18 protein-coding genes, 3 tRNA genes and 3 rRNA genes are annotated in these 24,379 nt (G+C 51.2%); 20 read left to right on the top strand and 4 right to left on the bottom strand.

What is annotated here, in order from left to right; translation table 11 throughout:
• Complete coding sequence (locus tag BOW06_RS01025) at positions 1-1,401, bottom strand: OapA family protein (RefSeq protein ID WP_078454378.1); 1,401 nt, start codon at positions 1,399-1,401, stop codon at positions 1-3.
• A gap of 313 nt (positions 1,402-1,714) precedes the next feature.
• Between BOW06_RS01025 and tyrS the strand changes: the two genes are divergently transcribed.
• From tyrS to BOW06_RS00960, 12 genes are all read left to right on the top strand, one after another.
• Positions 1,715-2,917, top strand: a complete 1,203-nt coding sequence (gene tyrS / locus BOW06_RS01020; RefSeq protein ID WP_078454422.1) for a tyrosine--tRNA ligase — start codon at positions 1,715-1,717, stop codon at positions 2,915-2,917.
• A 548-nt stretch (positions 2,918-3,465) separates the two neighbouring features.
• Positions 3,466-5,002 (top strand): 16S ribosomal RNA (locus BOW06_RS01010).
• A 107-nt stretch (positions 5,003-5,109) separates the two neighbouring features.
• Positions 5,110-5,186: transfer RNA gene (locus BOW06_RS01005), tRNA-Ile, on the top strand.
• 49 nt (positions 5,187-5,235) lie between these two features.
• Positions 5,236-5,311 (top strand) — tRNA-Ala (locus tag BOW06_RS01000).
• 187 nt (positions 5,312-5,498) lie between these two features.
• Positions 5,499-8,385: ribosomal RNA gene (locus tag BOW06_RS00995) — 23S ribosomal RNA — on the top strand.
• 127 nt (positions 8,386-8,512) lie between these two features.
• Positions 8,513-8,628 (top strand): 5S ribosomal RNA (rrf, locus tag BOW06_RS00990).
• Together the 16S, 23S and 5S rRNA genes with 2 tRNA genes alongside form the textbook arrangement of a ribosomal RNA operon.
• Before the next feature lie 278 nt (positions 8,629-8,906).
• Complete coding sequence (locus tag BOW06_RS00985; protein WP_143556046.1) at positions 8,907-9,569, top strand: lytic transglycosylase domain-containing protein; 663 nt, start codon at positions 8,907-8,909, stop codon at positions 9,567-9,569.
• A 51-nt stretch (positions 9,570-9,620) separates the two neighbouring features.
• A complete protein-coding gene (locus BOW06_RS00980; RefSeq protein WP_078461649.1) occupies positions 9,621-11,465 on the top strand; it encodes a M61 family metallopeptidase in 1,845 nt (614 codons plus the stop codon).
• Positions 11,458-12,456, top strand: coding sequence for a bifunctional biotin--[acetyl-CoA-carboxylase] ligase/biotin operon repressor BirA (gene birA, locus BOW06_RS00975; protein WP_043118227.1), 999 nt, complete (start codon positions 11,458-11,460; stop codon positions 12,454-12,456). The genes BOW06_RS00980 and birA overlap by 8 nt, the downstream gene beginning before the upstream one ends.
• Entirely contained in the window at positions 12,449-13,168 is a 720-nt protein-coding gene (locus tag BOW06_RS00970; RefSeq protein WP_043118228.1) for a type III pantothenate kinase, read from the top strand. The genes birA and BOW06_RS00970 overlap by 8 nt, the downstream gene beginning before the upstream one ends.
• On the top strand, positions 13,169-13,819 hold the full coding sequence (locus BOW06_RS00965) for a hypothetical protein (RefSeq protein WP_043118230.1): 651 nt from the start codon (positions 13,169-13,171) through the stop codon (positions 13,817-13,819). It abuts the gene before it with no gap.
• Positions 13,820-13,878: 59 nt separating this feature from the next.
• A tRNA-Thr gene (locus BOW06_RS00960) sits at positions 13,879-13,954 on the top strand.
• Between the two features lie 209 nt (positions 13,955-14,163).
• Here the strand turns inward: BOW06_RS00960 and BOW06_RS00955 are convergent.
• The gene (locus BOW06_RS00955) at positions 14,164-14,664 is read right to left on the bottom strand and encodes a methyl-accepting chemotaxis protein (protein WP_078454375.1); all 501 of its coding nucleotides are present in this window, start codon (positions 14,662-14,664) and stop codon (positions 14,164-14,166) included.
• Positions 14,665-14,905: 241 nt separating this feature from the next.
• On the opposite strand from BOW06_RS00955, the gene ychF reads away from it, so the two are divergent.
• From ychF to proB, 6 genes are all read left to right on the top strand, one after another.
• Positions 14,906-15,997, top strand: a complete 1,092-nt coding sequence (ychF, locus tag BOW06_RS00950; RefSeq protein ID WP_078454374.1) for a redox-regulated ATPase YchF — start codon at positions 14,906-14,908, stop codon at positions 15,995-15,997.
• A 120-nt stretch (positions 15,998-16,117) separates the two neighbouring features.
• Complete coding sequence (locus BOW06_RS00945) at positions 16,118-17,077, top strand: DUF3179 domain-containing protein (protein ID WP_078452837.1); 960 nt, start codon at positions 16,118-16,120, stop codon at positions 17,075-17,077.
• A 148-nt stretch (positions 17,078-17,225) separates the two neighbouring features.
• Positions 17,226-17,537, top strand: a complete 312-nt coding sequence (gene rplU, locus BOW06_RS00940; RefSeq protein WP_043118234.1) for a 50S ribosomal protein L21 — start codon at positions 17,226-17,228, stop codon at positions 17,535-17,537.
• Positions 17,538-17,549: 12 nt separating this feature from the next.
• Positions 17,550-17,807, top strand: coding sequence for a 50S ribosomal protein L27 (gene rpmA, locus BOW06_RS00935; RefSeq protein ID WP_043118235.1), 258 nt, complete (start codon positions 17,550-17,552; stop codon positions 17,805-17,807).
• A gap of 121 nt (positions 17,808-17,928) precedes the next feature.
• Positions 17,929-18,993 carry an Obg family GTPase CgtA gene (gene cgtA, locus BOW06_RS00930; protein WP_043118237.1) on the top strand — a complete coding sequence of 355 codons (1,065 nt, stop codon included), beginning with the start codon at positions 17,929-17,931 and terminating at the stop codon, positions 18,991-18,993.
• Complete coding sequence (proB, locus tag BOW06_RS00925; RefSeq protein ID WP_043118238.1) at positions 18,990-20,129, top strand: glutamate 5-kinase; 1,140 nt, start codon at positions 18,990-18,992, stop codon at positions 20,127-20,129. Before cgtA ends, proB begins: the two co-directional genes overlap by 4 nt.
• 161 nt (positions 20,130-20,290) lie before the next feature.
• On the opposite strand, the gene rpsT is transcribed toward proB, so the two are convergent.
• A complete protein-coding gene (gene rpsT / locus BOW06_RS00920; protein WP_043118239.1) occupies positions 20,291-20,551 on the bottom strand; it encodes a 30S ribosomal protein S20 in 261 nt (86 codons plus the stop codon).
• A 285-nt stretch (positions 20,552-20,836) separates the two neighbouring features.
• On the opposite strand from rpsT, the gene BOW06_RS00915 reads away from it, so the two are divergent.
• Complete coding sequence (locus tag BOW06_RS00915; protein WP_179115104.1) at positions 20,837-21,793, top strand: porin; 957 nt, start codon at positions 20,837-20,839, stop codon at positions 21,791-21,793.
• Between the two features lie 98 nt (positions 21,794-21,891).
• Positions 21,892-23,433 carry a murein biosynthesis integral membrane protein MurJ gene (murJ, locus tag BOW06_RS00910; protein ID WP_043118243.1) on the top strand — a complete coding sequence of 514 codons (1,542 nt, stop codon included), beginning with the start codon at positions 21,892-21,894 and terminating at the stop codon, positions 23,431-23,433.
• Positions 23,434-23,491: 58 nt separating this feature from the next.
• On the opposite strand, the gene BOW06_RS00905 is transcribed toward murJ, so the two are convergent.
• Positions 23,492-24,361 carry a LysR family transcriptional regulator gene (locus BOW06_RS00905; protein WP_043118245.1) on the bottom strand — a complete coding sequence of 290 codons (870 nt, stop codon included), beginning with the start codon at positions 24,359-24,361 and terminating at the stop codon, positions 23,492-23,494.
• Positions 24,362-24,379 lie beyond the last annotated feature (18 nt).

Here is a 24,379-nt window from a genome sequence, read left to right as displayed (position 1 = left end):
TTATGGTTGCCCGGCAATTACGGGCGCTTTCAACTGGTCCAGTTGCTGGAGCAGGGGTGCGGCTACTTTCTTGAACTGCGCCATTTTGTCGCCCTTGATAGGGTCAGCTGCCGGCAGCTTGTGAGAGAGCGGATCGACGTGCTTGTCGTTGATGCGGAACTCGTAATGGAGGTGCGGGCCGGTCGCCAGTCCGGTTGATCCGACATAGCCGATGACCTCGCCCTGTTTTACCTTGTGGCCTTTTTTCAGGCCGGACTTGAAGCGAGACAGGTGGGCATAGACGGTGGTGTATTTTTTACCGTGCTGGAGGTAGATGACCTTGCCGTAGCCTCTCTGTTTCTGGATGATCTTGACAGAGCCGTTGCCGGTTGCCAGAACCGGTGTGCCGGTCTTTGCGGCGTAATCGACACCCTTGTGAGAGCGCCAGCGTTTCAGTACCGGGTGGTATCTTGACTTGGTGAATTTCGAGCTGATGCGGGCGAAGTTGACCGGCGTGCGGGTAAAGGTCTTTTTACGGCTCTGGCCCTTTTCGTTGTAGTAGTCGACTGCTCCGTCTCTTTCGAAACGCACGACGCGGAAGCTCTTGCCGGTATTGATGAACTCGGCCGCGAGAATGCTGCCGTTACCGAAAAATTCGCCGTCGATATATTTTGCTTCGTAGATCACTGAGAAGTAATCACCCGGCTGAATCTCCCTGGCAAAATCGATATCGAAATTGAACAGACCGGCCATCTCGACGATAGTGCGGTCACTCAGTCCGGCTTTCTGGCCGTCAAGAAAGAGTGATGATGTGATGGTGCCGGAGGCGGTTACGATACGCTTTTCGACATCCTTCTCCAGTACCGTGGTAATTGCGCTACCTGCGTTGATATCGAATTGCACACTCTTGACCAGGTTGACCTCGTGAATCAGCAGGTCGAGTTCGCCTGTGCCTTCCTTGAAGCGCAGCAGCAGTTTCTGTCCGGGCTTCAGGGTTCTTTCGATCTGTTTGCCTTCCTTTCCGCTGTTGATGACAGCGTAGAGAGCAGTAGTGCCGATTTCCTGGGATGAAAAAATTGTCGACAGTGTGTCACCTGGTTTAACTTCGTGAATAACCCAGCGTTCCTCTATAAAAGCTGGCTCCGCCTGGGCTGGTTCTTCCGGTGTGACGGTCTCTTCTGGCGAGGCCAGCTCTTCCAGGGTGATCGTCTCTTCGGGAGTGACAGTGGGCTCAATGATGGGTGGTATCAGGGCCGGGAGTTCTTCAGCCGGCTCTTCAATTGCCGTGATTGTTTTTGGTTCAATCGTGATCTCTACCGGCCCTGTTTTTGTCGGGAGGTTGGTGATTTGCCAGAAAGCCAGCGGTGCCAGCAGGAATGCAAGAAACAGGAGCAGGATAATTTTATTGTAGAGTGATTTCATCTCTGGCCAGTTATCTGGGGTTTTATTAATCAATGTCAGCTGTATATGACATGCAGTCGCTGCCGAGGTTCACAACTATGACGCTTAAGTTGCAAGCATTCCGTGCTTTCTGGCTCTGCTGAGCAGATGCATATCATACACATTCCCTGCGGTTGTTGTCTTCTCCCGTGTATAGGGAGGCGCAACTATTTTACCTGGCTGGGTGTGAATCTGGCCCAGAACGGCTGGAAATCATCGCATGCATGCTGTAAATTCCGAGCTCTTTTTCGATTATTACTATATAGATGAAGCTGAAAAGCGGCCGGAGCAAGAGATGACAGGGGTAAGTGAGGCAATTGAGCTGATTTCGAGGGGGGCGGATGAAATTCTCCTCGTTGAGCAGCTGCAGAAAAAACTGGAGCAGGGAAGGCCGCTACGTATCAAGGCGGGATTTGATCCGACAGCACCAGATCTTCACCTGGGACACACGGTGCTGATTAACAAGCTGCGCCAGTTTCAGGACCTCGGCCACGAGATTCTTTTCCTGATTGGCGACTTTACCGGCATGATCGGCGACCCTACCGGAAAAAATGTTACGCGCAAGCCGCTCAGCAGGGATGATGTATTGCGCAATGCGGAAACCTACAAGGAGCAGGTTTTCAAGATTCTTGACCCGGCAAAAACTACCGTGGTGTTCAATTCCGAGTGGATGGGCAAGATGGGTGCCGCCGACCTGGTGCAACTGGCAGCGAAAAACACCGTGGCGCGCATGCTCGAACGCGATGATTTCAGCAAGCGCTATAAGGGCGGGCAGCCAATTGCTATTCACGAGTTTCTCTATCCCCTGGTGCAGGGGTACGACTCCGTGGAGCTGAAAGCGGACGTTGAACTCGGCGGTACCGACCAGAAATTCAACCTGCTGATGGGGCGCCAACTGCAGGAGGTCTATGGCCAGGAGCCACAAGTCGTCCTGACCATGCCGATTCTCGAGGGGCTCGACGGTGTGCAGAAGATGTCCAAGTCGCTGAATAACTATATAGGGATCACCGATGCGCCAGAGGAGATGTTTGGCAAGATCATGTCGATCTCCGACGACCTGATGTGGCGCTACTTCGAACTGTTGAGCTTTCGCCCCATGAGTGAAATCGGAGAGTTTCAGCAGCAGATAGCGGATGGAAAGAATCCAAGGGATATCAAGTTCCTCCTCGCCGAGGAGCTGATTGGCCGTTTTCACGATGAGCAGAGTGCCGTGGCAGCACGTGAAGCCTTTATTGCACGTTTCCAGAAGGGGGCGATGCCCGATGAGATAGAAGAGAAGAGCCTGCAGCCTGTGGAAGGAGACAGTATGCCGATAGCCAACCTGCTCAAGGAGGCTGGCCTGGTATCCAGTACATCAGAGGCTTACAGAATGATCAAGCAGGGCGCGGTCAAAGTTGACGGTCAGAAACTGGATGACCGCAACAAGCAATACAGTGCAGGCGACTGCCATGTTTTCCAGGTCGGAAAACGTCGTTTTGCACGCGTTACAATCGGCTGATTTACAGGGACTGCAAAAAAAGTTTCACAAAAGTGTTGACCTTCTTTCTGCAGGCCCTATAATGCGCCCTCCCTAGCAGCACAGAGGCATGCAAAACAGCTTCTGGAAAGCGAAAGGAAGGGGCGAAATTCTCAGTATGAATGAGCTCCTCTGTTAATAAAAAATCTTCACCAATTTGGTTGAAAATAGTTGTTGACAGAAACATGGCACGCTGTAGAATGCGCGCCTCGCTCGACGCCTCTTTGGCAACGTGAAAACGGTGAAAAAAGAGGTTGACAGCAAGTTTGAGGCATGTAGAATACGCGCCTCGTTGACGCCAACTAGGTTGACGGCAACAGGGAGATGAATTACGATTCCTCTTCTAACTTGCACGGAAGTGCAAGCGCTCTTTAAAAATTGAATCAAGTAACTTGTGTGGGTGCTCCGTCGAAAGTCTGCGATGACCAAAATATTCGATTGGGCAACTACAAAACAGAAGTTAATTCTAGATTGAAGTTAACGCTTAATCGAGCAAGGATTTGGTAAGCCCTAAGCTTACTATCAAACTTAAACTGAAGAGTTTGATCCTGGCTCAGATTGAACGCTGGCGGTATGCTTAACACATGCAAGTCGAACGCGAAAATACCTTCGGGTATGAGTAGAGTGGCGGACGGGTGAGTAACGCGTAGGAATCTACCTAGTAGTGGGGGACAACTACCGGAAACGGTAGCTAATACCGCATACGCCCTACGGGGGAAAGCGGGGGATCTTCGGACCTCGCGCTATTAGATGAGCCTGCGTCGGATTAGCTAGTTGGTAGGGTAATGGCCTACCAAGGCGACGATCCGTAGCTGGTCTGAGAGGATGATCAGCCACATTGGGACTGAGACACGGCCCAAACTCCTACGGGAGGCAGCAGTGGGGAATATTGGACAATGGGCGAAAGCCTGATCCAGCAATACCGCGTGTGTGAAGAAGGCCTGCGGGTTGTAAAGCACTTTCAGTAGGAAGGAAAAGCCTAAAGTTAATAACTTTGGGTCTTGACGTAACCTACAGAAGAAGCACCGGCTAACTCCGTGCCAGCAGCCGCGGTAATACGGAGGGTGCAAGCGTTAATCGGAATTACTGGGCGTAAAGCGTACGTAGGCTGTTAGGTAAGTCAGATGTGAAAGCCCTGGGCTCAACCTGGGAACTGCATTTGATACTGCCTGGCTAGAATCTGGTAGAGGGTAGCGGAATTCCACGTGTAGCAGTGAAATGCGTAGATATGTGGAGGAACATCAGTGGCGAAGGCGGCTACCTGGACCAAGATTGACGCTGAGGTACGAAAGCGTGGGGAGCAAACGGGATTAGATACCCCGGTAGTCCACGCCGTAAACGATGTCAACTAGCCGTTGGGTTCTTTTATGGACTTAGTGGCGCAGCTAACGCGATAAGTTGACCGCCTGGGGAGTACGGTCGCAAGATTAAAACTCAAAGGAATTGACGGGGGCCCGCACAAGCGGTGGAGCATGTGGTTTAATTCGATGCAACGCGAAGAACCTTACCAGCTCTTGACATCCTCAGAACTTGTCAGAAATGACTTGGTGCCTTCGGGAACTGAGTGACAGGTGCTGCATGGCTGTCGTCAGCTCGTGTCGTGAGATGTTGGGTTAAGTCCCGTAACGAGCGCAACCCTTGTCCCTAGTTGCCAGCACATAATGGTGGGAACTCTAGGGAGACTGCCGGTGACAAACCGGAGGAAGGTGGGGACGACGTCAAGTCATCATGGCCCTTACGAGCTGGGCTACACACGTGCTACAATGGTCGGTACAGAGGGTTGCAAACCCGCGAGGGGGAGCTAATCCCAGAAAACCGGTCGTAGTCCGGATTGGAGTCTGCAACTCGACTCCATGAAGTCGGAATCGCTAGTAATCGCGAATCAGAATGTCGCGGTGAATACGTTCCCGGGCCTTGTACACACCGCCCGTCACACCATGGGAGTGGGTTGCACCAGAAGTAGCTAGACTAACCTTCAGGAGGTCGGTTACCACGGTGTGATTCATGACTGGGGTGAAGTCGTAACAAGGTAGCCGTAGGGGAACCTGCGGCTGGATCACCTCCTTAAATGAAAGTCATCTACGACGTCGATGGAGTACCCACACAAGTTACTTGAATCATGCAGACACGGGTCTCGCGTTCAGATTCGAATGTTCTACAGGCCCTGGCAAATTGGGTCTATAGCTCAGTTGGTTAGAGCGCACCCCTGATAAGGGTGAGGTCGGTGGTTCAAATCCACCTAGACCCACCAATTTTGCACTGCTCGGCGTAGAAAGGCCGGATAGTGGGGAGCAGGTTTTGGGGCCATAGCTCAGCTGGGAGAGCGCCTGCCTTGCACGCAGGAGGTCGGCGGTTCGATCCCGCCTGGCTCCACCATTTTCTTAGTGTCAACTGGCAAGCAGCAATGCTTGTCACTTTACATTAGTGAAGTGTTTGCTCTTTAAAAATTAGGTTTAATCGAGAAAACAAGCGCTTTGGTGTAATTACCAAAAAACGTTACAAGCATTCGCTTAACTTAATAACTCGAAATAATTGGGTTTATCCTGAGTATTTGGGGTTATATGGTCAAGTGAATAAGCGTACACGGTGGATGCCTAGGCGGTAAGAGGCGATGAAGGACGTTGTAATCTGCGATAAGCTTCGGGGAGCTGATAAACAAGCTTTGATCCGGAGATTTCCGAATGGGGAAACCCACCTGTCATAAGACAGGTATCTTATACTGAATACATAGGTATATGAGGCGAACCCGGGGAACTGAAACATCTAAGTACCCGGAGGAAAAGAAATCAATTGAGATTCCCTAAGTAGCGGCGAGCGAACGGGGACCAGCCCTTAAGTTCTTGGTGTGATAGTGGAACAGTCTGGAAAGTCTGGCGATACAGGGTGATAGCCCCGTACACTAAATCTAACTTTGAATGAAATCGAGTAGGACGGGACACGTGATATCCTGTCTGAATATGGGGGGACCATCCTCCAAGGCTAAATACTACTTACCGACCGATAGTGAACTAGTACCGTGAGGGAAAGGCGAAAAGAACCCCGTTGAGGGGAGTGAAATAGAACCTGAAACCGTGTACGTACAAGCAGTAGGAGCCCTTCGGGGTGACTGCGTACCTTTTGTATAATGGGTCAGCGACTTACTTCTCAGTAGCAAGCTTAACCGAATAGGGGAGGCGTAGGGAAACCGAGTCTTAATAGGGCGTTTAGTTGCTGGGAGTAGACCCGAAACCGGGCGATCTATCCATGGCCAGGGTGAAGGTGAAGTAACATTCACTGGAGGCCCGAACCCACTTATGTTGAAAAATGAGGGGATGAGCTGTGGATCGGAGTGAAAGGCTAATCAAGCCCGGAGATAGCTGGTTCTCCTCGAAAGCTATTTAGGTAGCGCCTCGTGTATCACCTATGGGGGTAGAGCACTGTTTCGGCTAGGGGGTCATCCCGACTTACCAAACCGATGCAAACTCCGAATACCATAGAGTGCAATCACGGGAGACACACGGCGGGTGCTAACGTCCGTCGTGGAAAGGGAAACAACCCAGACCGCCAGCTAAGGTCCCAAAATCATATCTCAGTGGGAAACGATGTGGGAAGGCCCAGACAGCCAGGAGGTTGGCTTAGAAGCAGCCATCCTTTAAAGAAAGCGTAATAGCTCACTGGTCGAGTCGGCCTGCGCGGAAGATTTAACGGGGCTTAAGATATGTACCGAAGCTGCGGATGCATGTTTACATGCATGGTAGAGGAGCGTTCTGTAAGCGGTTGAAGGTGTGCTGTAAGGCATGCTGGACGTATCAGAAGTGCGAATGCTGACATGAGTAACGATAAAGGGGGTGAGAGGCCCCCTCGCCGAAAACCCAAGGTTTCCTGCTCAACGCTAATCGGAGCAGGGTTAGTCGGCCCCTAAGGCGAGGCAGAAATGCGTAGTCGATGGGAAACAGGTTAATATTCCTGTACCACTTATCATTGCGATGGAGGGACGGAGAAGGCTAGACCAGAACACAGACGGTTTTGTGTATCTAAGGCAGTAGGCAGATCTTTTAGGTAAATCCGGAAGGTCAATGCTGAGAGCTGATGGCGACGGTTCTACGGAACCGGAGTGGTCAATGCCATACTTCCAGGAAAATCTTCTAAGCTTCAGATGATAAGTGACCGTACTCTAAACGGACACACGTGGGTAGGGTGAGAATCCCAAGGCGCTTGAGAGAACTCGGGTGAAGGAACTAGGCAAAATGGTACCGTAACTTCGGGAGAAGGTACGCCCTTGCCGGTGATCGGACTTGCTCCGTAAGCTGGTGGGGGTAGCATTAAAATGGTGGCTGCAACTGTTTATTAAAAACATAGCACTCTGCAAACACGAAAGTGGACGTATAGGGTGTGACGCCTGCCCGGTGCCGGAAGGTTAATTGATGGGGTTAGCTTCGGCGAAGCTCCTGATCGAAGCCCCGGTAAACGGCGGCCGTAACTATAACGGTCCTAAGGTAGCGAAATTCCTTGTCGGGTAAGTTCCGACCTGCACGAATGGCGTAATGATGGCCACACTGTCTCCACCCGAGACTCAGTGAAATTGAAATAGCTGTTAAGATGCAGTTTACCTGCGGCTAGACGGAAAGACCCCGTGCACCTTTACTACAGCTTTGCACTGGACTTTGAGCCTACTTGTGTAGGATAGCTGGGAGGCTTTGAAACCGGATCGCTAGATTCGGTGGAGCCAACCTTGAAATACCAGCCTGGTATGTTTGAAGTTCTAACCTCGACCCGTTATCCGGGTTAGGGACAGTGTATGGTGGGTAGTTTGACTGGGGCGGTCTCCTCCCAAAGAGTAACGGAGGAGCGCGAAGGTACCCTCAGCGCGGTCGGACATCGCGCAATGAGTGCAATAGCATAAGGGTGCTTGACTGAGAGACAGACACGTCGATCAGGTACGAAAGTAGGCTATAGTGATCCGGTGGTTCTGTATGGAAGGGCCATCGCTCAACGGATAAAAGGTACGCCGGGGATAACAGGCTGATACCGCCCAAGAGTTCATATCGACGGCGGTGTTTGGCACCTCGATGTCGGCTCATCACATCCTGGGGCTGAAGTCGGTCCCAAGGGTATGGCTGTTCGCCATTTAAAGTGGTACGCGAGCTGGGTTTAGAACGTCGTGAGACAGTTCGGTCCCTATCTGCCGTAGGCGTTTGAGACTTGAGGGAAGCTGCTCCTAGTACGAGAGGACCGGAGTGGACGAACCTCTGGTGTTCCGGTTGTCACGCCAGTGGCATTGCCGGGTAGCTATGTTCGGAAGGGATAACCGCTGAAAGCATCTAAGCGGGAAGCCCCTCCCAAGATTAGGTCTCACTGGACCTTTAAGGTCCCTGAAGGGTCGTTGAAGACTACAACGTTGATAGGTCGGGTGTGGAAGCGCAGTAATGCGTGAAGCTAACCGATACTAATTGCCCGTGAGGCTTGACCATATAACACCCAAATATTCAGGCGTAACAGCAGCCTGAATGGGTGAAGCGAAAGCTTGAAACGAGCGTTTGTTTGATCGATTAAACCGAATTTGTATAGACGACCAAGTCGGATATACGAGCCAGTTTGCCCGGCGGCAATAGAACATTGGAACCACCTGATCCCATACCGAACTCAGAAGTGAAACGATGTATCGCCGATGGTAGTGTGGGGTTTCCCCATGTGAGAGTAGGTCACTGCCGGGCTTTAATACCAAGAACCCCGATCGCGTAAGCGGTCGGGGTTTTTACTTTGAACGGCAGGCCGCTCTCGCACATCCCTGTGCTTCGTGGCATTGAAGCATCCATGCTCACATGACCGAAGAGTGAGGCCGGAACAGACAAAGCAAAGAGTTTTTCTTTGCAGTCGGGAGCGTTCCTGGAATCTGAAAATAAGTGGATTTCCACTATTTGTAGCTAGCCTGTTGTTTCTGATACAATTTGGCATCTCAACACAACTTTCACCTTCAAACGGACTTGATCGTATGCGAAAGCTTCTCACCATTCTGACTACTCTCATGCTTGTGTTAACAACACAGCTTGATGCCAAGTCTCTTGCTTATAAGTACCAAGCTCCTGATGGATCTGTGATTCACTCTGACTCATTGCTTGGATTTCCTTTCAAATTGGTTGAGCAAAAACTGCATACAAATTATGCAGATTTCAGCATGAAGGGCTCTGTTGCCAAACCAATGAAAGAGTCAATTGCCCTGCGTAGAGTGAATTTCATTTCAGCTGTCGATGCAGCGGTCAAAAAGCATGAAATAGATGCCGCATTGATACATGCAGTTATTGAAGCAGAATCCGCTTACCAGCCAGATGTTATTTCGCGTGCTGGTGCTATCGGCCTGATGCAAATAATGCCAGGTACGGCTGCACGATTTAATGTATCCGATTCCAATAATCCGAATCAGAATGTTATGGGCGGTGCTGAATACCTCAAATACCTGCTTGGCTATTATAAGAATAATCTTAAGCTGGCCGTGGCTGCCTATAATGCCGGCGAAGGTGCTGTAGACAAGTATGGAAAAACGATTCCTCCATATCGTGAAACACAAAATTATGTCAAACGCGTCTTTAGCCTTTATCGACGTAACCTGACCGCAGAGACTCATAAGACAAAATCAGTGAAGATCAGTATGAACTAGCCTTGAAAATGCGCGATAATCAACCATCTCTCAATTGATTATTGCGAATTAGTGAATATTCTCTACAGGCTTGGTTTCCACCTCGCCAGCAAAACAATTCAGGTGCGGATGGAATTGTCCGCCTGTCGCCCCGCAATGCGCCTCACTCTGCCTGCATGGATTCCCGGCAGCTATATGATTCGTGATTTTGCACGCAATATCACCTCTCTTAAAGCTTACGATGCTGCAGACAAACAGTTGTCAGTGACAAAGCTGGACAAGCATAACTGGCAGGTTGATTGCACAGAAGGCGAGCTGGTCATAGAGTATTCAATCTATGCAAATGATCTCTCTGTTCGCAGCGCATTTATAGATAGTTCACTACTCTTTTTTAATGGAACTTCACTCTTTCTTCGTCCTATCGAATGTGATGTTGAGAGCTACCGTGTGCACATCAGCAGGCTCCAGGAGAGTTGTTGTACTAATTGGAAAATAGCGACAACATTACCGAAAATAGCAACTGATAGTGACGGATATGGTGAATATCAGGTTAATTCTTATGAACAGTTAATTGATACCCCATTGATAGCAGCTGATTATGATAGTTGTGAATTGACGGTTGCGGGCGTGCCTCACCGAATGGTTTTTTGTGGTCGCCACACTGGCGACCTTGAACGCGTCGGGAGAGATATAACACCAATACTGGAAGAGCATATTGCGCTTTTCGGAGAATTACCGGTTCAGCAGTACCTTTTCATGACGATGGTGACCGGAAATGGATATGGTGGCCTCGAGCATGCAGACTCTACGGCATTAATCTGTTCGCGAAAGGAGTTGCCTGCTTACGGCAACGAATCTGTCAGCGAGGACTACCAGCGCTATCTCGGTCTTTGCAGCCATGAATATTTCCATCTTTGGAACGTTAAGCGTATCAAGCCATCTATCATGCAGGAGCCTGATCTTGGAAACGAGGTATACACGCCACAGTTGTGGTCATACGAGGGCATCACTTCCTATTACGATAAACTCGCACTGTTGCGTTCCGGAAGTATAGAAATTGTCGCTTATCTCAAACAAATCGCAAAGGTTGTTACGCGCGTTACTCGTGGAACAGGTAGAGAACTACAATCGATTGCCGAATCGAGTTTTGATGCATGGACCAAGTTCTACAAGCAGGATGAAAATGCGCCAAACGCAATCGTCAGCTATTACACAAAAGGATCACTCGTCGCCTTTGGCCTGGATATGGAATTGCGCCAGCAGAGTGAAGACAGCTTTTCACTCGATGATGTCATGCGGCGTTTGTGGCAGGAGTATGGCAGCAAGGGACGTGGTACTGATGATGACAGCATTGAGGAGATCTGCATCTCCCTGGTTGGTGACGGTATAGCAAGCTTCTTTGATCTGTATGTACGAGGAACAGCTGAGCTGCCACTGGAACGCTGGTTTGCTGCTGTTGGTATCAGTTCGAGAATACGTCCGAAAAGTGGTGATGGTGATGACGGCAGTGCTTCTGCATCACAACCTGACGAAGCGGCCGAAGCAAAAGTATCACTTGATGCTGTCGTTGCCGAGCATCCTGCTGGTGTATTGTTGAGTGTGCTCTACCAGGATGGCCTTGCACAAAGGGCAGGGCTCGCTGCCAGGGATCTGCTGGTTGCTGTCGACGGTTACCAGGTTAACAAAAAGAATGTTGATGCAATTGTTTCTGCATTACCACTGCAACAGACCGTAAAACTGCATGCGTTTCGTGATGGTGTCATGCTTGAACTGGATGTTGTTACCGAGGAGACGCAGCTGTCAACATGTGATCTCTGGCCAACTGCTGAAGAGCAGTTGAGTGATGAGATTCGCCAGCGCCGTCAACAGTGGCAGGCATCCCTTGCAGCGAACATGGCCGGTTCCCTGAATGACTGATACGACCGACCGTGCCCTGTTGCACGCGCTTTCCGGTGGTCACTTTATTTCAGGTGAACAGTTGGCCCACCAGTGTGGCATCAGTCGCACGGCCGTGTGGAAGCGGCTGCAGAACTTTAATCAGCGCTGGGGCCTGGATATTCATTCAGTGCGTGGCAAAGGTTACCGCCTATCGCGCGCAATTGAACTCCTCGAAGAGGAGATACTTGCCACGGAACATCCGGATACCAATGTAGCCCCGCAGGTTCATCTTTCCCTGCCGTCGACGAGTGCCAGCCTGCTGGAACAGTTGCAACAGGGTGGCCTTGAAAATGGAGCCAGTGTCTTTGCTGAACACCAGTCGGCAGGCAGGGGACGGCGTGGGCGCGAATGGATTTCGCCATTTGCCAGTAACATCTATTGTTCCATTCACTGGCGTTTCGACTGTGGTTTTGCTGAGTTGGGCGCCTTGAGTCTCGCTGTTGGCGCTATATTATGTCGCCTGCTTGATGAATACGGTGTGGCCGATGTCGGGCTTAAATGGCCGAATGATATTCTTGTCGAACGGCGTAAGCTGGCAGGCATCCTTGTTGACCTGCTCGGTTCCAGCGAGGGACCAGTTGATGCCGTCATCGGCATCGGACTAAATTTCTCCATGCCGGGTAACGCCGATGAGCTGATTGACCAGCCGTGGACCGACCTGGAATCACTCGGTATGGGTGAGTTGTCACGCAACCGTATTGCCAGTGACCTTGTGCATGCTCTGACAAGCGGCCTGCCTGAGTATGCGCACTCGGGTTTTCATGCTTTTGTGGATGACTGGCGTCGTTTCGATACCTTGCTTGGCTCCCCTGTTACCGTTGTCATGGGAGATAATCGTATCCAGGGTATTCATGCAGGTATATCGACAGATGGTGCGCTTGTGCTGGAAAATAATGGAGAGAAGAGACGCTACTACTCCGGTGAGGTCAGTCTCAGGGGTACAGGGTCGGCAGGAGACGGGAATGCATAAGCTGCTTTTTGATATAGGTAACACACGTCTGAAATGGGCGCTTCTCAAGGATGGTGTTATGCAACAGCAGCAGGGTCTGTCGCATGATGCAGCGAGCGATGATGCCATTGCTGAAATTATCGCCGGGTCGGGCTGTGAGCAACTTTACGTCGCCAATGTCGCCGGTACGGAGACAGAGCGGCGTATGCATTCGATAGCAATGCAATCAGGTATTTCTGATCCCGTGTTTATACGTACGCAGGTACAGGCATTCGGCTTGACTAACGCCTACGACGAGCCACAACGACTTGGTGTCGATCGTTGGCTGGCCATGGTCGCCGCCAGGAGCCTTTATCGGCGGGCTTTCTACGTGATCGATGCAGGAAGTGCGGTAACTATTGATGCAGTCGATGCGCAAGGCCAGCACCTCGGGGGATTGATTGCGCCTGGATTCAAAAACATGATGAATGCACTTGTGCACAATACAAGTCTCTCCACAGATGAATGGGCGCCACCGCAACAGGTAATGCTGGAGAACAATACACAACAGGCCATGCTGGGCGGTTGTGCTGCAGCTATTGCAGGTCTTATCAACCAACAGGTCCCCGGAGATACATGCCTGTTCCTTACGGGGGGAGACGCCCACTGGATTGCCGCTATGCTTGATCGTGAGTACGAGTTGGTAGAAGGACTGGTTTTACAGGGTATTGCACGTTATGCGGAGGTGGCCTGAATGTTGCGCTGGTTGATCTACATATTGGTGACAGCCAACCTGGTGATTTTTTTATGGCTTGGTCTGGGGCCTGATAACCGTATACCCATGGTGGTCCAGCAGGAGGAGGGTGATTTACGCGTCATCAGGGATGATCCTGAGGAGCAGGAAGTGCCTGACGCGGAACAAGCAGTGCGCTACTGCTATGCTTCGCTGCCATTCAGTAACAAACTGGTCGCAGACGACATCATTTCGACCCTCGCAGCCGAGGGGCTGGGAACATCTCTCCACAAGGAGAGCCTGGTTCAGCCACCCGAGTACCATTTGATTCTGCCAGCACCCAGCGCATCAGTCGGAATAATTCAGAAACAGTTGCGAGATGCCGGTATTGAGGGTGCGGAGATTATCACGGCAGCTGATGGTCAGCAGACAATCCTGCTTGATATATTTCTTGTCGAAAGTAACATGGCTGATCGCATCGTTGAGGTCGAGTCAGCTGGGTTTGCACCCCGTGTTTTGAAGAAAAGTGGTGATTTACTCCTCTATAGTGTCCATGTGAGCACGGAACTTGAGCAGGATGCGTTCCATAAGCTATTGAATAAAAAAGACATATTGTACGACGGCCAGATGTTTTCATCTTTTCCATGCGCAGAGATTGTCTCCGGCAACTGAAACTAATAGAATATGCATCCTTGTGAAGGCGGTCTCCTGTACCGCCAGCAATAGATTTCGCCGGTGTAGCTCAGTAGGTAGAGCAACTGACTTGTAATCAGTAGGTCGCGGGTTCAATTCCTGTCGCCGGCTCCATATAAAAGAAAGGGTTAGCAATCGCTAACCCTTTTTACTTGTACATGCTTTTCTTATTGCTTTGATTGCCCTGTCTGAATAGTAATTGCCTGCAGAGATCTGGTCGGCTATGTAATATAGATGGGGTGCGGTTTCAATTCCTGTCGCCGGCTCCAATTCTCCAAGAATTTTCGGGGGTATCTCACTCCCCGGGAAGCTTGCCTCTCCTGTCAACGTATGAAGGGCACCATAAGCTTCTCAGGCTCAGTGAACTTGTTGATGTCATAGCTCATGCGTCCCATGGACTGGTTCATGATCGACATATTATTGCTCATCTGTTCCATGGAAGATGTCATCGCTGCCATGTTGGTATTCATGGTGCCGATATTGGAGCCGAGTCCCTGCATCGAATCACCCATTTGAAGCATGCTGCCAGTCATCACCTCTATGTTATTTGCCAGGCTATCCAGGTCTTCTCCCATGCTGTTCTGGCCACTGTCCATGCTCGTCGCCATTTCAGTAATGCGTCCCGACATGCCGGACATGTCATTGCGCATCGAATGGACATCATCACTCATGCGTATGACTGCTTTGGTCATCGTGGACATATTATTGCCCATGTTGTACATGAACATCCCCATGCCGATGAAAGCGACTCCGGCAAGAGCCGCAGCAAGCAAAATCAGCATGGAGTGACTGCTGTTGCTGCTCTTTTCGGATTTGTTATTCATGAATTCCCCTTTTGCGTCAGTTTAACCTATACCCGGCTTGCAGGAACTATATATAGATACCGAAAAACGCTCCCGCTTCTTCTGAGGGCGGAGTGGCGAAGTTGCAAACAACAACTCCTTTCTGTATAAAGCGCTAACGCGGATTCGGCAGATGGTGCGCACCTGGTAAGTCGCAGAATCCAGTTCTGCCACCGGTTTCAGAATCTTTCAATTTCAGACCTTCAGTTTCGGGAATCTCATCATGGGTTTTAAATGCGGTATCGTCGGGTTGCCTAACGTCGGTAAATCTACGCTCTTCAATGCACTGACCAAGGCGACCATTGCCGCGGAAAACTATCCTTTCTGTACGATCGACCCCAATGTCGGTGTTGTGCCAGTTGCAGACCCGCGCCAGGATCGCATCGCAGAGATCGTCAATCCTCAGAATGTTGTTCCGACTACCATGCAATTTGTCGATATTGCCGGATTGGTCGAAGGCGCATCGAAAGGTGAGGGGCTTGGCAATAAATTCCTCGCCAATATCCGTGAGACTGATGCGATCTGCCACGTGGTGCGCTGTTTCGAAAATGACGATGTTGTACACGTTTCAGGCAAGGTTGAGCCGTTATCCGATATCGAAGTCATTAATACTGAACTCGCACTGGCTGATCTCGAGTCGGTCGAGAAGGCTCTCGACAAAATTACGCGCCAGGCCAAAACCGGCGACAAGAAGGTCATCGCTCAGAAAGAGCGTTTCGAGAAAGTACGCGATCACCTCGATAGCGGTGCCCCGGTACGTTCGATGGGTCTCGATGAGGATGCACTTCTCGAACTTCGAGATCTGCATCTGCTAACTATCAAGCCGACGCTCTACATTGCCAATGTCTCCGAGGACGGCTTCGACAACAATCCCTACCTCGACCAGGTTGAACAATTTGCACACAATGAAAACTCGGAAGTCGTACCCGTGTGTGCCGCCATTGAAATGGAAATGGCTGAGCTTGATGCAGAGGATCTGCAGGAATTCCTTGATGACCTCGGTCTCGAGGAGCCGGGGCTCAATCGTGTCATCCGTGCCGGTTACAAGTTACTTGGCCTGCAGACCTACTTCACCGCAGGCGTCAAGGAAGTGCGTGCCTGGACTGTACCGGTTGGAGCGACTGCACCACAGGCGGCCGGTGTTATCCATACGGATTTCGAGCGTGGCTTTATTCGCGCAGAAGTGACCAGCTACGACGATTTCATCGAAAATGGTGGAGAGCAGGGTGCAAAAGAGGCCGGAAAACTGCGTCTTGAGGGTAAGGATTACATCGTCCAGGATGGTGACGTGGTTCACTTCCGCTTCAACGTCTGATTGCCTGAGATGCCCGGGGCGATTGTTTCAATTTCCGCTCCAAACCTGAATAGGCTGTGAAAGAAAGCAGCGGGTTGCCGGGTCATCTATTCTATAGAGATCAGGTAAAAAGGGCTCGGGATGACGATTTCATACAACAATTTTGTCAGGCTGCTGATTTACGGTGGTCTTGTGATTCTGCTTCTCGCGGAATATTCGCCGGCACTACTCGGTAGCGATGAATTCAACGGCTTTGATGTCAGCAACAGCCTGATTCCCGCAGATGAAATCCACCAGGGTGGGCCGCCAAGGGATGGCATTCCAGCCATCGATCAACCACGTTTCGTCAAGGCGGCCGATGCGAGTCACGTAAAAAGTGACGAAATTGTGTTGGGTATTGAGTTCAACGGCGAAGCGCGTGCGTATCCCATTTCGATTCTTAACTGGCATGAGATTATTAACGACCGTATTCAGGCGCAGTCCGTGGTCGTGAGCTTTTGTCCCCTGTGCGGTACCGGCATGGTCTATCTTGTTGACGAACGGGAAGGGTACGGTGTCTCCGGGTTGCTCTACAACAGCGATATGCTGCTTTACGACAGGGCCACCGAATCCCTCTGGTCACAAATAAAGAGCCAGGCGATCAGTGGATCGCGCAAGGGTGAAGAACTCAACCGGCTACCGGTAAGCCACATGAAATGGAGTGCATGGGCGTCCGAATACCCTGACTCACTGGTCTTGTCACGTGATACCGGCCATCAGCGAGACTATGACAAGTCCCCTTACCTGGGTTACAGCAGCAGCGAACGGCTCTATTTTCCGGTCAATAACCGTGATAACCGCTATACCAACAAGGAGAGTGTGATTGGGCTGGTGCGGAATGGTCAATCCAGGGTCTGGCCGGTCAGCGAAATCAGGAAATGTGATTCACCCATCAGGGACCATTTTAATGGCGAGCCTGTCACAATCAATTTTGACGAGACGGCTGATCACGCCAGGATAACCGACAAACAGGGCAAATTACTGGATGCGACCAGGGCCTACTGGTTCGCATGGATCGCCTTTTATCCTGACAGTGAGCTATATCAGTGCGATCAAGAGTGATTTTTCGGTAAAAAATGCCGGAATAGACACCACTTTACGGTGATTTTGTGCTTGACGCAGGCCGCATAACTCACTAGAATTCTGCCTCTTCATTGTCGGGGCCAAGAGTGCGCCGGCGAAAGATTCAAAGTATTCGGAGATTCAGGGTATGTACGCCGTGATCCAGACAGGTGGGAAGCAGTATCGCGTCAGCGAAGGAGCTACCCTCCGCGTAGAAAAAATCAAGGCCGACGAAGGCGCTTCTATCGAAATCGATAAGGTGCTGATGGTTGGTGAAGGCGACAGCGTCAAAATCGGTTCACCTTACGTCGATGGCGGCAAGGTAACTGCAACCGTTAAAGCGCACGGTCGTGGCAAGAAAGTCAACATCATCAAGTTCAAGCGCCGCAAGCATCACATGAAGCGCCAGGGACATCGTCAGTCCTATACTGAACTCGAGATTACCGGCATCGCCGGCTAAGGGAGACGTACAATGGCACATAAAAAAGCAGGCGGTAGTTCGCGCAACGGTCGCGATTCAGAATCCAAACGTCTTGGCGTCAAAATTTATGGCGGTGAGGCAATTTCGGCTGGTAGCATCATCATTCGTCAGCGCGGTACCAAGGTACACGCAGGTGTGAATGTTGGCTGTGGACGTGATCATACCCTGTTCGCAAAAGCGGACGGTGTCGTCAAGTTTGAGATCAAGGGCCCGAAGAACAGGCAGTTCGTGAGCGTGGTTCCGGCTTAAGCCAGACGTATAAAGACTTAAAAGCCCCGCCGCGTTCAACGTGTCGGGGCTTTTTCATGTACAGGATGTCATGGAGCAGCCTAATGCGCTCTCATACAAACTATTTTGGTAAACTGATTCAATGAAATTCGTCGACGAAGCAATCATCAAGGCCGAAGCAGGTGACGGCGGCAACGGCTGTGCAAGCTTTCGTCGTGAGAAATATATCCCGCGTGGCGGTCCCGACGGCGGTGACGGCGGTGACGGCGGCAGTGTCTACCTGGTTGCCGACTCGGGTCTGAATACACTGGTCGACTTCCGCCACAAGCGTCATCATCGTGCAGAGCGTGGCCAGAATGGCATGGGACGCCAGATGACTGGTCACAAGGGAGAGAATCTCTATATTAAAGTGCCTGTTGGTACGCGTGTGACAGACACCGAGAGCGAGGAGATGATCGGCGAGGTGCTAGAGGATGGGCAGCAGCTGCTGGTGTGCCAGGGCGGCACCCATGGGATTGGCAATATCCACTTCAAAAGCAGCACCAACCGTGCTCCTCGCCAGTTCACCCATGGTACAGAGGGTGACCGGCGTGTACTCAAGCTGGAGCTGATTGTACTGGCTGACGTCGGTCTTCTCGGAATGCCCAATGCGGGCAAGTCCAGCCTGATTACCAAGGTGTCCAGCGCACGCCCCAAGGTTGCTGACTATCCTTTCACGACACTCTACCCGAATCTCGGTGTGGTGCGTGCCGGAGAGGATCGCAGCTTTGTTATTGCAGATATTCCCGGTGTCATCGAGGGAGCTGCAGAAGGGGCGGGGCTTGGCATCCAGTTTCTCAAGCACCTGTCACGCACGCGCCTGCTGCTGCACATGATCGATCTCTCCACGTGGGAGCCTGATCAGATCAGCGAGGACGCAAAAAAGATTATCAAAGAGGTCGAGAAGTTTGGTGGCGATCTCGCTTCACGTGAGCGCTGGCTGGTTTTGAACAAGAAAGACCTGCTACCTGCCGAGGATTTTGCCGAGCGCCGTGAAAAACTGATTGCCGATCTTGAATGGAGTGGTCCTGTCTACGAAATATCTGCCATCAGTGGTGATGGTACCGATGAACTGGTCGCCGCGCTGATGCGCCACATTGAATTGAAGAAAGCTGAGTCGCAGCCTGTTGAGGAAGAGAGTGAGGAGCCATGGGATCCACTGGCATGAATTCTAATGGAGTCGACCACCGCAAACGCCTGTCCGGGTCGAAGCGCTGGGTTGTCAAGATTGGCAGTGCGCTGCTGACCGCAGAAGGTCGTGGTCTCGATCGTGATCGCCTGCGCCTGTGGGTTGACCAGATGGCGGACTGGATGCAGGAAGGCAACGAGCTGGTGCTGGTTTCATCCGGTGCTGTTGCCGAGGGCATGTCCCGTATGGGTTGGACAAAACGTCCTGAAGCATTGCACGAGCAGCAGGCAGCAGCCGCAATCGGTCAAATGGGACTGGTGCAGGCGTGGGAGAGCTGCTTTGCTCGCCGTGGGCTACGTACCGCACAAGTGCTTTTAACGCACGATGACCTGACAGGCAGGAAGCGTTATCTCAACGCGCGCAGCACGCTGCGTTCATTGAACAGCTTTGGTGTTATTCCTGTCGTCAACGAGAACGACACGGTCGCAAACGATGAACTGCGTTTTGGCGACAATGACACGCTTGCAGCTCTAGTTGCCAACCTTATTGAAGCCGATCTACTGGTACTTCTGACGGATAAATCAGGTCTTTACGACAAGGACCCCGGGTTTTATTCCGATGCAGAGCTGGTTGCAGAGGCAAATGCCGAGGATGAGTGGCTAGACGAGATCGCCGGTGACAGCGCCAGTGGTCTCGGACGCGGCGGTATGGTCACCAAGGTGCGTGCTGCGCGCGTTGCAGCACGCTCTGGTACCGCGACCATCATTGCCGGTGGAACCGAGCCTGACGTACTCAGCAGGATTGCACATGGTGAGGAGGTTGGAACCCTGCTGCTGGCAACACGCAAACCAACAGCTGCGCGCAAGCGCTGGCTCGCGGGGCATCTGCAGGTTGCCGGAAAACTGGTACTTGATGATGGTGCGCGCAAGGTGCTGAAGGAGAGGGGCTGTAGTCTCCTGGCAATTGGTGTCACTACAGTTAAGGGTAATTTCCGACGCGGAGAGGTGGTGGCCTGCGTCACCGACTCCGGCGAGGAGTTTGCGCGCGGCCTGGTTAACTTTAATGCAGACGAACTGCGCCAGATCAAGGGTAAGGCATCAACCGAGATTGGTGAAATTCTCGGCTATCTCGATGACGAGGAAGTGATCCACAGGGACAACCTGGTTCTCCTTTAGAGAGGGCCTGAATTTTGCGTGTAATTCAGGCTCCTGGTCTTCACTGTGTTGCGCCTGGAATGACGAAGTTAAAAGTGTCAGGCGGTAAGTTCCACGATTATATTGGGAGCAAAAAAAACCGGCCAACAGGCCGGTTTTTTGCAATTACGCTGCAACCGAAGTTACATGGCGCGAATTGCTGCGTTCAGGCGTGATTTATGGCGTGCTGCCTTGTTCGCATGAATCAGGCCTTTGCCTGCCATACGGTCAATCACGGGCACTGCGGACTTGTACGCTTCGGTCGCTGCGTCTTTGTCACCAGCATCGATCGCTTTCAAGGTCTTCTTGATCTGCGTACGCATCATGCTGCGATGTGATGCATTGCGACCGCGACTTTTCTCCGCCTGGCGAACACGCTTGCGAGCTTGCGCTGAATTTGCCACAGAGTTTCTCCTAAATTCGTTAGTTTGCTAAATAAGGCGCGCAATTCTGACCGCTTTTCCATCGTATGTCAATAGTAATATTCATTACTGCCCAAGCATGGGATCTGGCTTTAATGCTTGCGAAAGTGGTCATATTTGTTGCAAATATGTTACGCAGTCAGTTTTTGTTGTGAAGACTGTTGCTCCGAAGCTGTTTCATCGCTAAACTACTATTCGAATGTGTAGTATAGGCATGGTCAAGACTCATGACTCAATATGTTATTACTATCTCTGAGGGGAGTAGAAATGAAAAAGAGTTTAATTGCTATGGCCATGGCCGCAGCTATCGCGGCACCAGCAGCCAATGCTAATGTAGTAATTTACGGAAAAGTGCACGTTTCTTTCGATCACGTCGAGAGTGAGAGCAGTGATGCACGCTGGGCAGTCAGCAGCAATTCGTCACGTATCGGTTTCAAGGGAACTGAAGACCTGGGCAACGGCCTTAGCCTGATTTGGAAGGCAGAGACCGGTTATGATTTTGCTGATGGTGGTGCGTGGAGCTCTAGTGGTCGTAACGCATATATCGGCCTGACTGGTGACTGGGGTACCTTCCTTTACGGTAACCATGACACTGCACTGAAGATGTCAACTGCCAAGCTTGATATCTTTTCTGACACCATTGCTGATTATGATGAATCAATTGATTTCGATGACGAGCGCTGGGGCCAAAACATTATGTACATCAGTCCCAATATGAACGGACTGACATTTGCAGTGAATGGTGCGGTTCACGCAGGTGATGGACCTGAAGAGGATCTCTTTCAGTCGTATTCACTTGCAGCCATGTATAGCAATAATGGTCTCTATCTCTCTGCTGCATACGAATTTGAAGATGACAGTGACTCCGATGATGATGAAACAAACTGGCGTCTTGGTGCAGGTTACGATATGAACAATGTTCATGTCGGTTTCGTTTACGAAGATACTGATCAAGAGAGTGACAATTCCAGTGATGGCTACCTGTGGCAGCTCTCTGGCTCCTACACTTTCGGTAACAATGTTGTGAAGGCAATGTATGGCGCAGAAGTTCTGGATGACGGTGATAATGACGAGTCGGGATGGGCAGTCGGCTTTGACCACATGCTGAGCAAGCGCAGCAAGGTCTATGCAGTCTATGTAGATACCGACAATGACATCAAGAACCATGATCTCTCTGGTGATGATCAGAAAGGCTTTTCAGTTGGTATGATCCATAAATTCTGATTCGGCTTCTGTTCAGAAACCTGAAAACCCGGCACTGCCGGGCTTTCTTTTTTCTGCTTTCTCCTTTACTCTTTAGCTTTTAACTGTTGGCGTCATCGATGTCCAGACTCGTCAGTGCTCTTACCAAGGTCGGCGGTAATACCGGCCTGTCACGCATACTCGGTTTTATCCGTGACCTGGTCTTCGCTCGCCTGTTCGGTGCTGATGCACACACCGATGCATTCTTTGTTGCCTTCAAGATACCCAACCTGTTTCGTCGCCTCTTTGCCGAGGGTGCCTTTGCCGCGGCTTTTGTGCCCGTGCTTAGCGAATACAAGGAGACGCGAAGTTTCGATGACCTGAAGAGCTTCATTGATCACGTTGCGGGAACACTCGGATTGTTTTTGCTGCTGATTTCTTTGCTTGGTGTCCTCGGCGCACCCCTGTTAATCGCCGTGGTCGCACCGGGCTGGTATTTCGGTGAAACCGGCGAGGCTCAACTTGCCGGCGATATGCTGCGCCTGACTTTTCCCTATCTGCTGTTTATTTCACTAACGGCCTTTGCCGGAGGTATTCTCAATACGCACGGGCAGTTTGGTATACCGGCATTTACACCAGTACTGCTGAATCTCTGCCTGATTGCCGCAGCATACTTTTTAACTCCCTTTTTCGATCCTCCGATCATGGGGTTGGCATGGGGTGTGCTGATTGCCGGTATTGCGCAGTTCGCTTTCCAGTTGCCGTTTTTGCATCGCTTGCGGCTATTGCCAAAATTCAAGCCAAGTAAAAAGGATGAGGGTGTACTCAAGGTTCTTCGTCTTATGGGGCCTGCCGTATTTGGTGCCTCTGCGACACAGATCGGTCTATTGTTGAATACCCTGATCGCCTCGCTGCTGGTCGAGGGCAGTATCTCCTGGCTCTATTACTCGGATCGCTTGATGGAGTTTCCGGTCGGGATTCTGGGAGCAGCACTTGCCACGGTGATTTTGCCATCACTGTCGAGAACGCATAACTCGTCTACGCCTGCCGAGTTTTCACGTCTGCTCGATTGGGGGCTTCGCTGGTCAATTTTGCTCGGCCTGCCTGCTGCAGTCGGTCTCTTTGTCATGGCAGGGCCGCTGATCAGTACACTGTTCCAGTCCACTGTGTTCGATAGTAATGATGTGATGATGTCTCGCCTGAGCCTGATGGCATACGGATTTGGCCTGCTGCCTTTCCTACTTGTGAAGGTGTTTGCGCCGGGCTTCTATGCGCGACAGGATACGAAGACACCTGTTCGATTTGCAATTATCGCCATCCTTGTCAATGTTTCGGTGAGCCTGATTCTGTTCAGCCCGATGGGGCATGTTGGCCTGGCATTGGCAACGACTATCTCGGCCACAGTCAATGCGAGTCTCCTGTATCTGCGCCTTCGTAGTCTTGATATCTACATGCCACCCGCAGGATGGCGCATGTTGCTGTTTAAAACTGTCACAGCCTCTTTCGTCATGGGATTGTTGCTTTGGTGGCAGATGCCAATGCTTGAGACCTGGCTACAGGCAGCGCAAGGCTGGAAAGTATGGCAGCTGCTGTTATGGATAGTAACAGGGGTGCTGGTCTATTTTGGTGTGCTGTTGGCGCTGGGTGTCAGGAAGGGGGATTTCAGCGGTAAAGCAGCTTAAGATAATCAGATTCAAATTGTAGGAGCCCTGCCACTATGGCGATTCTGTCTGTAATCTCTTAATCCCTCGATTGATTCGCCATCGCCAACATCGCCTTGGCTGCATTCGATAACGTGCGCATACGATGTGTGACTGCGCCTAAATGACGAGTCAACTTCATTTCGCAGTCGATGATCTTGAGTTCACTGCTCAGCATGGTGTGCGGAATCACGCTCCAGCCAAGCCCGGTTTCTGCGAGCATTTTCAGAGTTTCAAGGTAGTTGGTCGACATGTTGACTGTGAGCTGTAAGCCGAGCCGGGAAAATGCCTTCTCGAGAATCTGTCTTGTGTAGGTCGTCGGTCCGGGCAATACGGCCGGATAGGCAGTCAACTCATCGAGTGGCACATGGCGTTCTGACGGTAGTGGATGGTCAGTCGCGGCGACGACTTTCAACTGATCTGTCCAGAGGTGTTCCAGCTGCAGTTTTTCAGGCTTGTCTGTCGGCAGGGTGACGATTGCCATCTCGAGTTCACCCTGTTCAACCAGTTGGCAGGCGACTTCAGAATCCATGAAGCGAATATCCAGCTCAACATCAGGATAGCTCTGGCTGAAATTACGCAGGATACCCGGCAACCGGTGCAAACCAATATGGTGACTGGTCGCCATTAACAGCTTACCGCCGACATGGTCTGACAGGCTGTTGACGGCACGCTGCATCTCGTCGGCATCGGCAATCATCTGTAGTGCTTTGGGAAGCAGGATCTCTCCCGCCTCTGTTAGCGAGATATGCCTGCCAATACGGTTGAAAAGCGGAGCCGAGAGTTCGTTCTCGAGCGCCGCGATTCTCTTGGAGACCGCCGGCTGGGTCAGATAGAGGTTTTCTGCAGCGCGTGAAAAGGAGCCGCTGCGTGCAACTTCAATGAAAACCGAGAGAGTGTGAATATCCATACATCTATTCTATATTGG

Source organism: Solemya velum gill symbiont, assembly GCF_002020255.1.
GTDB lineage: Bacteria > Pseudomonadota > Gammaproteobacteria > Chromatiales > Chromatiaceae.
The sequence above is the reverse complement of the archived record's forward strand: the minus strand, read 5'-3'. Positions and strand labels throughout refer to the sequence as shown.

What these genes read in the sequence shown, in the direction of transcription:
- BOW06_RS01025 (WP_078454378.1), bottom strand. Translation starts at nt 1,401, where the DNA reads ATGAAATCACTCTACAATAAAATTATCCTGCTCCTGTTTCTTGCATTC.
- tyrS (WP_078454422.1), top strand. Translation starts at nt 1,715, where the DNA reads ATGACAGGGGTAAGTGAGGCAATTGAGCTGATTTCGAGGGGGGCGGAT.
- BOW06_RS00985 (WP_143556046.1), top strand. Translation starts at nt 8,907, where the DNA reads ATGCGAAAGCTTCTCACCATTCTGACTACTCTCATGCTTGTGTTAACA.
- birA (WP_043118227.1), top strand. Translation starts at nt 11,458, where the DNA reads ATGACTGATACGACCGACCGTGCCCTGTTGCACGCGCTTTCCGGTGGT.
- BOW06_RS00970 (WP_043118228.1), top strand. Translation starts at nt 12,449, where the DNA reads ATGCATAAGCTGCTTTTTGATATAGGTAACACACGTCTGAAATGGGCG.
- BOW06_RS00965 (WP_043118230.1), top strand. Translation starts at nt 13,169, where the DNA reads ATGTTGCGCTGGTTGATCTACATATTGGTGACAGCCAACCTGGTGATT.
- BOW06_RS00955 (WP_078454375.1), bottom strand. Translation starts at nt 14,664, where the DNA reads ATGAATAACAAATCCGAAAAGAGCAGCAACAGCAGTCACTCCATGCTG.
- ychF (WP_078454374.1), top strand. Translation starts at nt 14,906, where the DNA reads ATGGGTTTTAAATGCGGTATCGTCGGGTTGCCTAACGTCGGTAAATCT.
- BOW06_RS00945 (WP_078452837.1), top strand. Translation starts at nt 16,118, where the DNA reads ATGACGATTTCATACAACAATTTTGTCAGGCTGCTGATTTACGGTGGT.
- rplU (WP_043118234.1), top strand. Translation starts at nt 17,226, where the DNA reads ATGTACGCCGTGATCCAGACAGGTGGGAAGCAGTATCGCGTCAGCGAA.
- rpmA (WP_043118235.1), top strand. Translation starts at nt 17,550, where the DNA reads ATGGCACATAAAAAAGCAGGCGGTAGTTCGCGCAACGGTCGCGATTCA.
- cgtA (WP_043118237.1), top strand. Translation starts at nt 17,929, where the DNA reads ATGAAATTCGTCGACGAAGCAATCATCAAGGCCGAAGCAGGTGACGGC.
- proB (WP_043118238.1), top strand. Translation starts at nt 18,990, where the DNA reads ATGAATTCTAATGGAGTCGACCACCGCAAACGCCTGTCCGGGTCGAAG.
- BOW06_RS00915 (WP_179115104.1), top strand. Translation starts at nt 20,837, where the DNA reads ATGAAAAAGAGTTTAATTGCTATGGCCATGGCCGCAGCTATCGCGGCA.
- murJ (WP_043118243.1), top strand. Translation starts at nt 21,892, where the DNA reads ATGTCCAGACTCGTCAGTGCTCTTACCAAGGTCGGCGGTAATACCGGC.
- BOW06_RS00905 (WP_043118245.1), bottom strand. Translation starts at nt 24,361, where the DNA reads ATGGATATTCACACTCTCTCGGTTTTCATTGAAGTTGCACGCAGCGGC.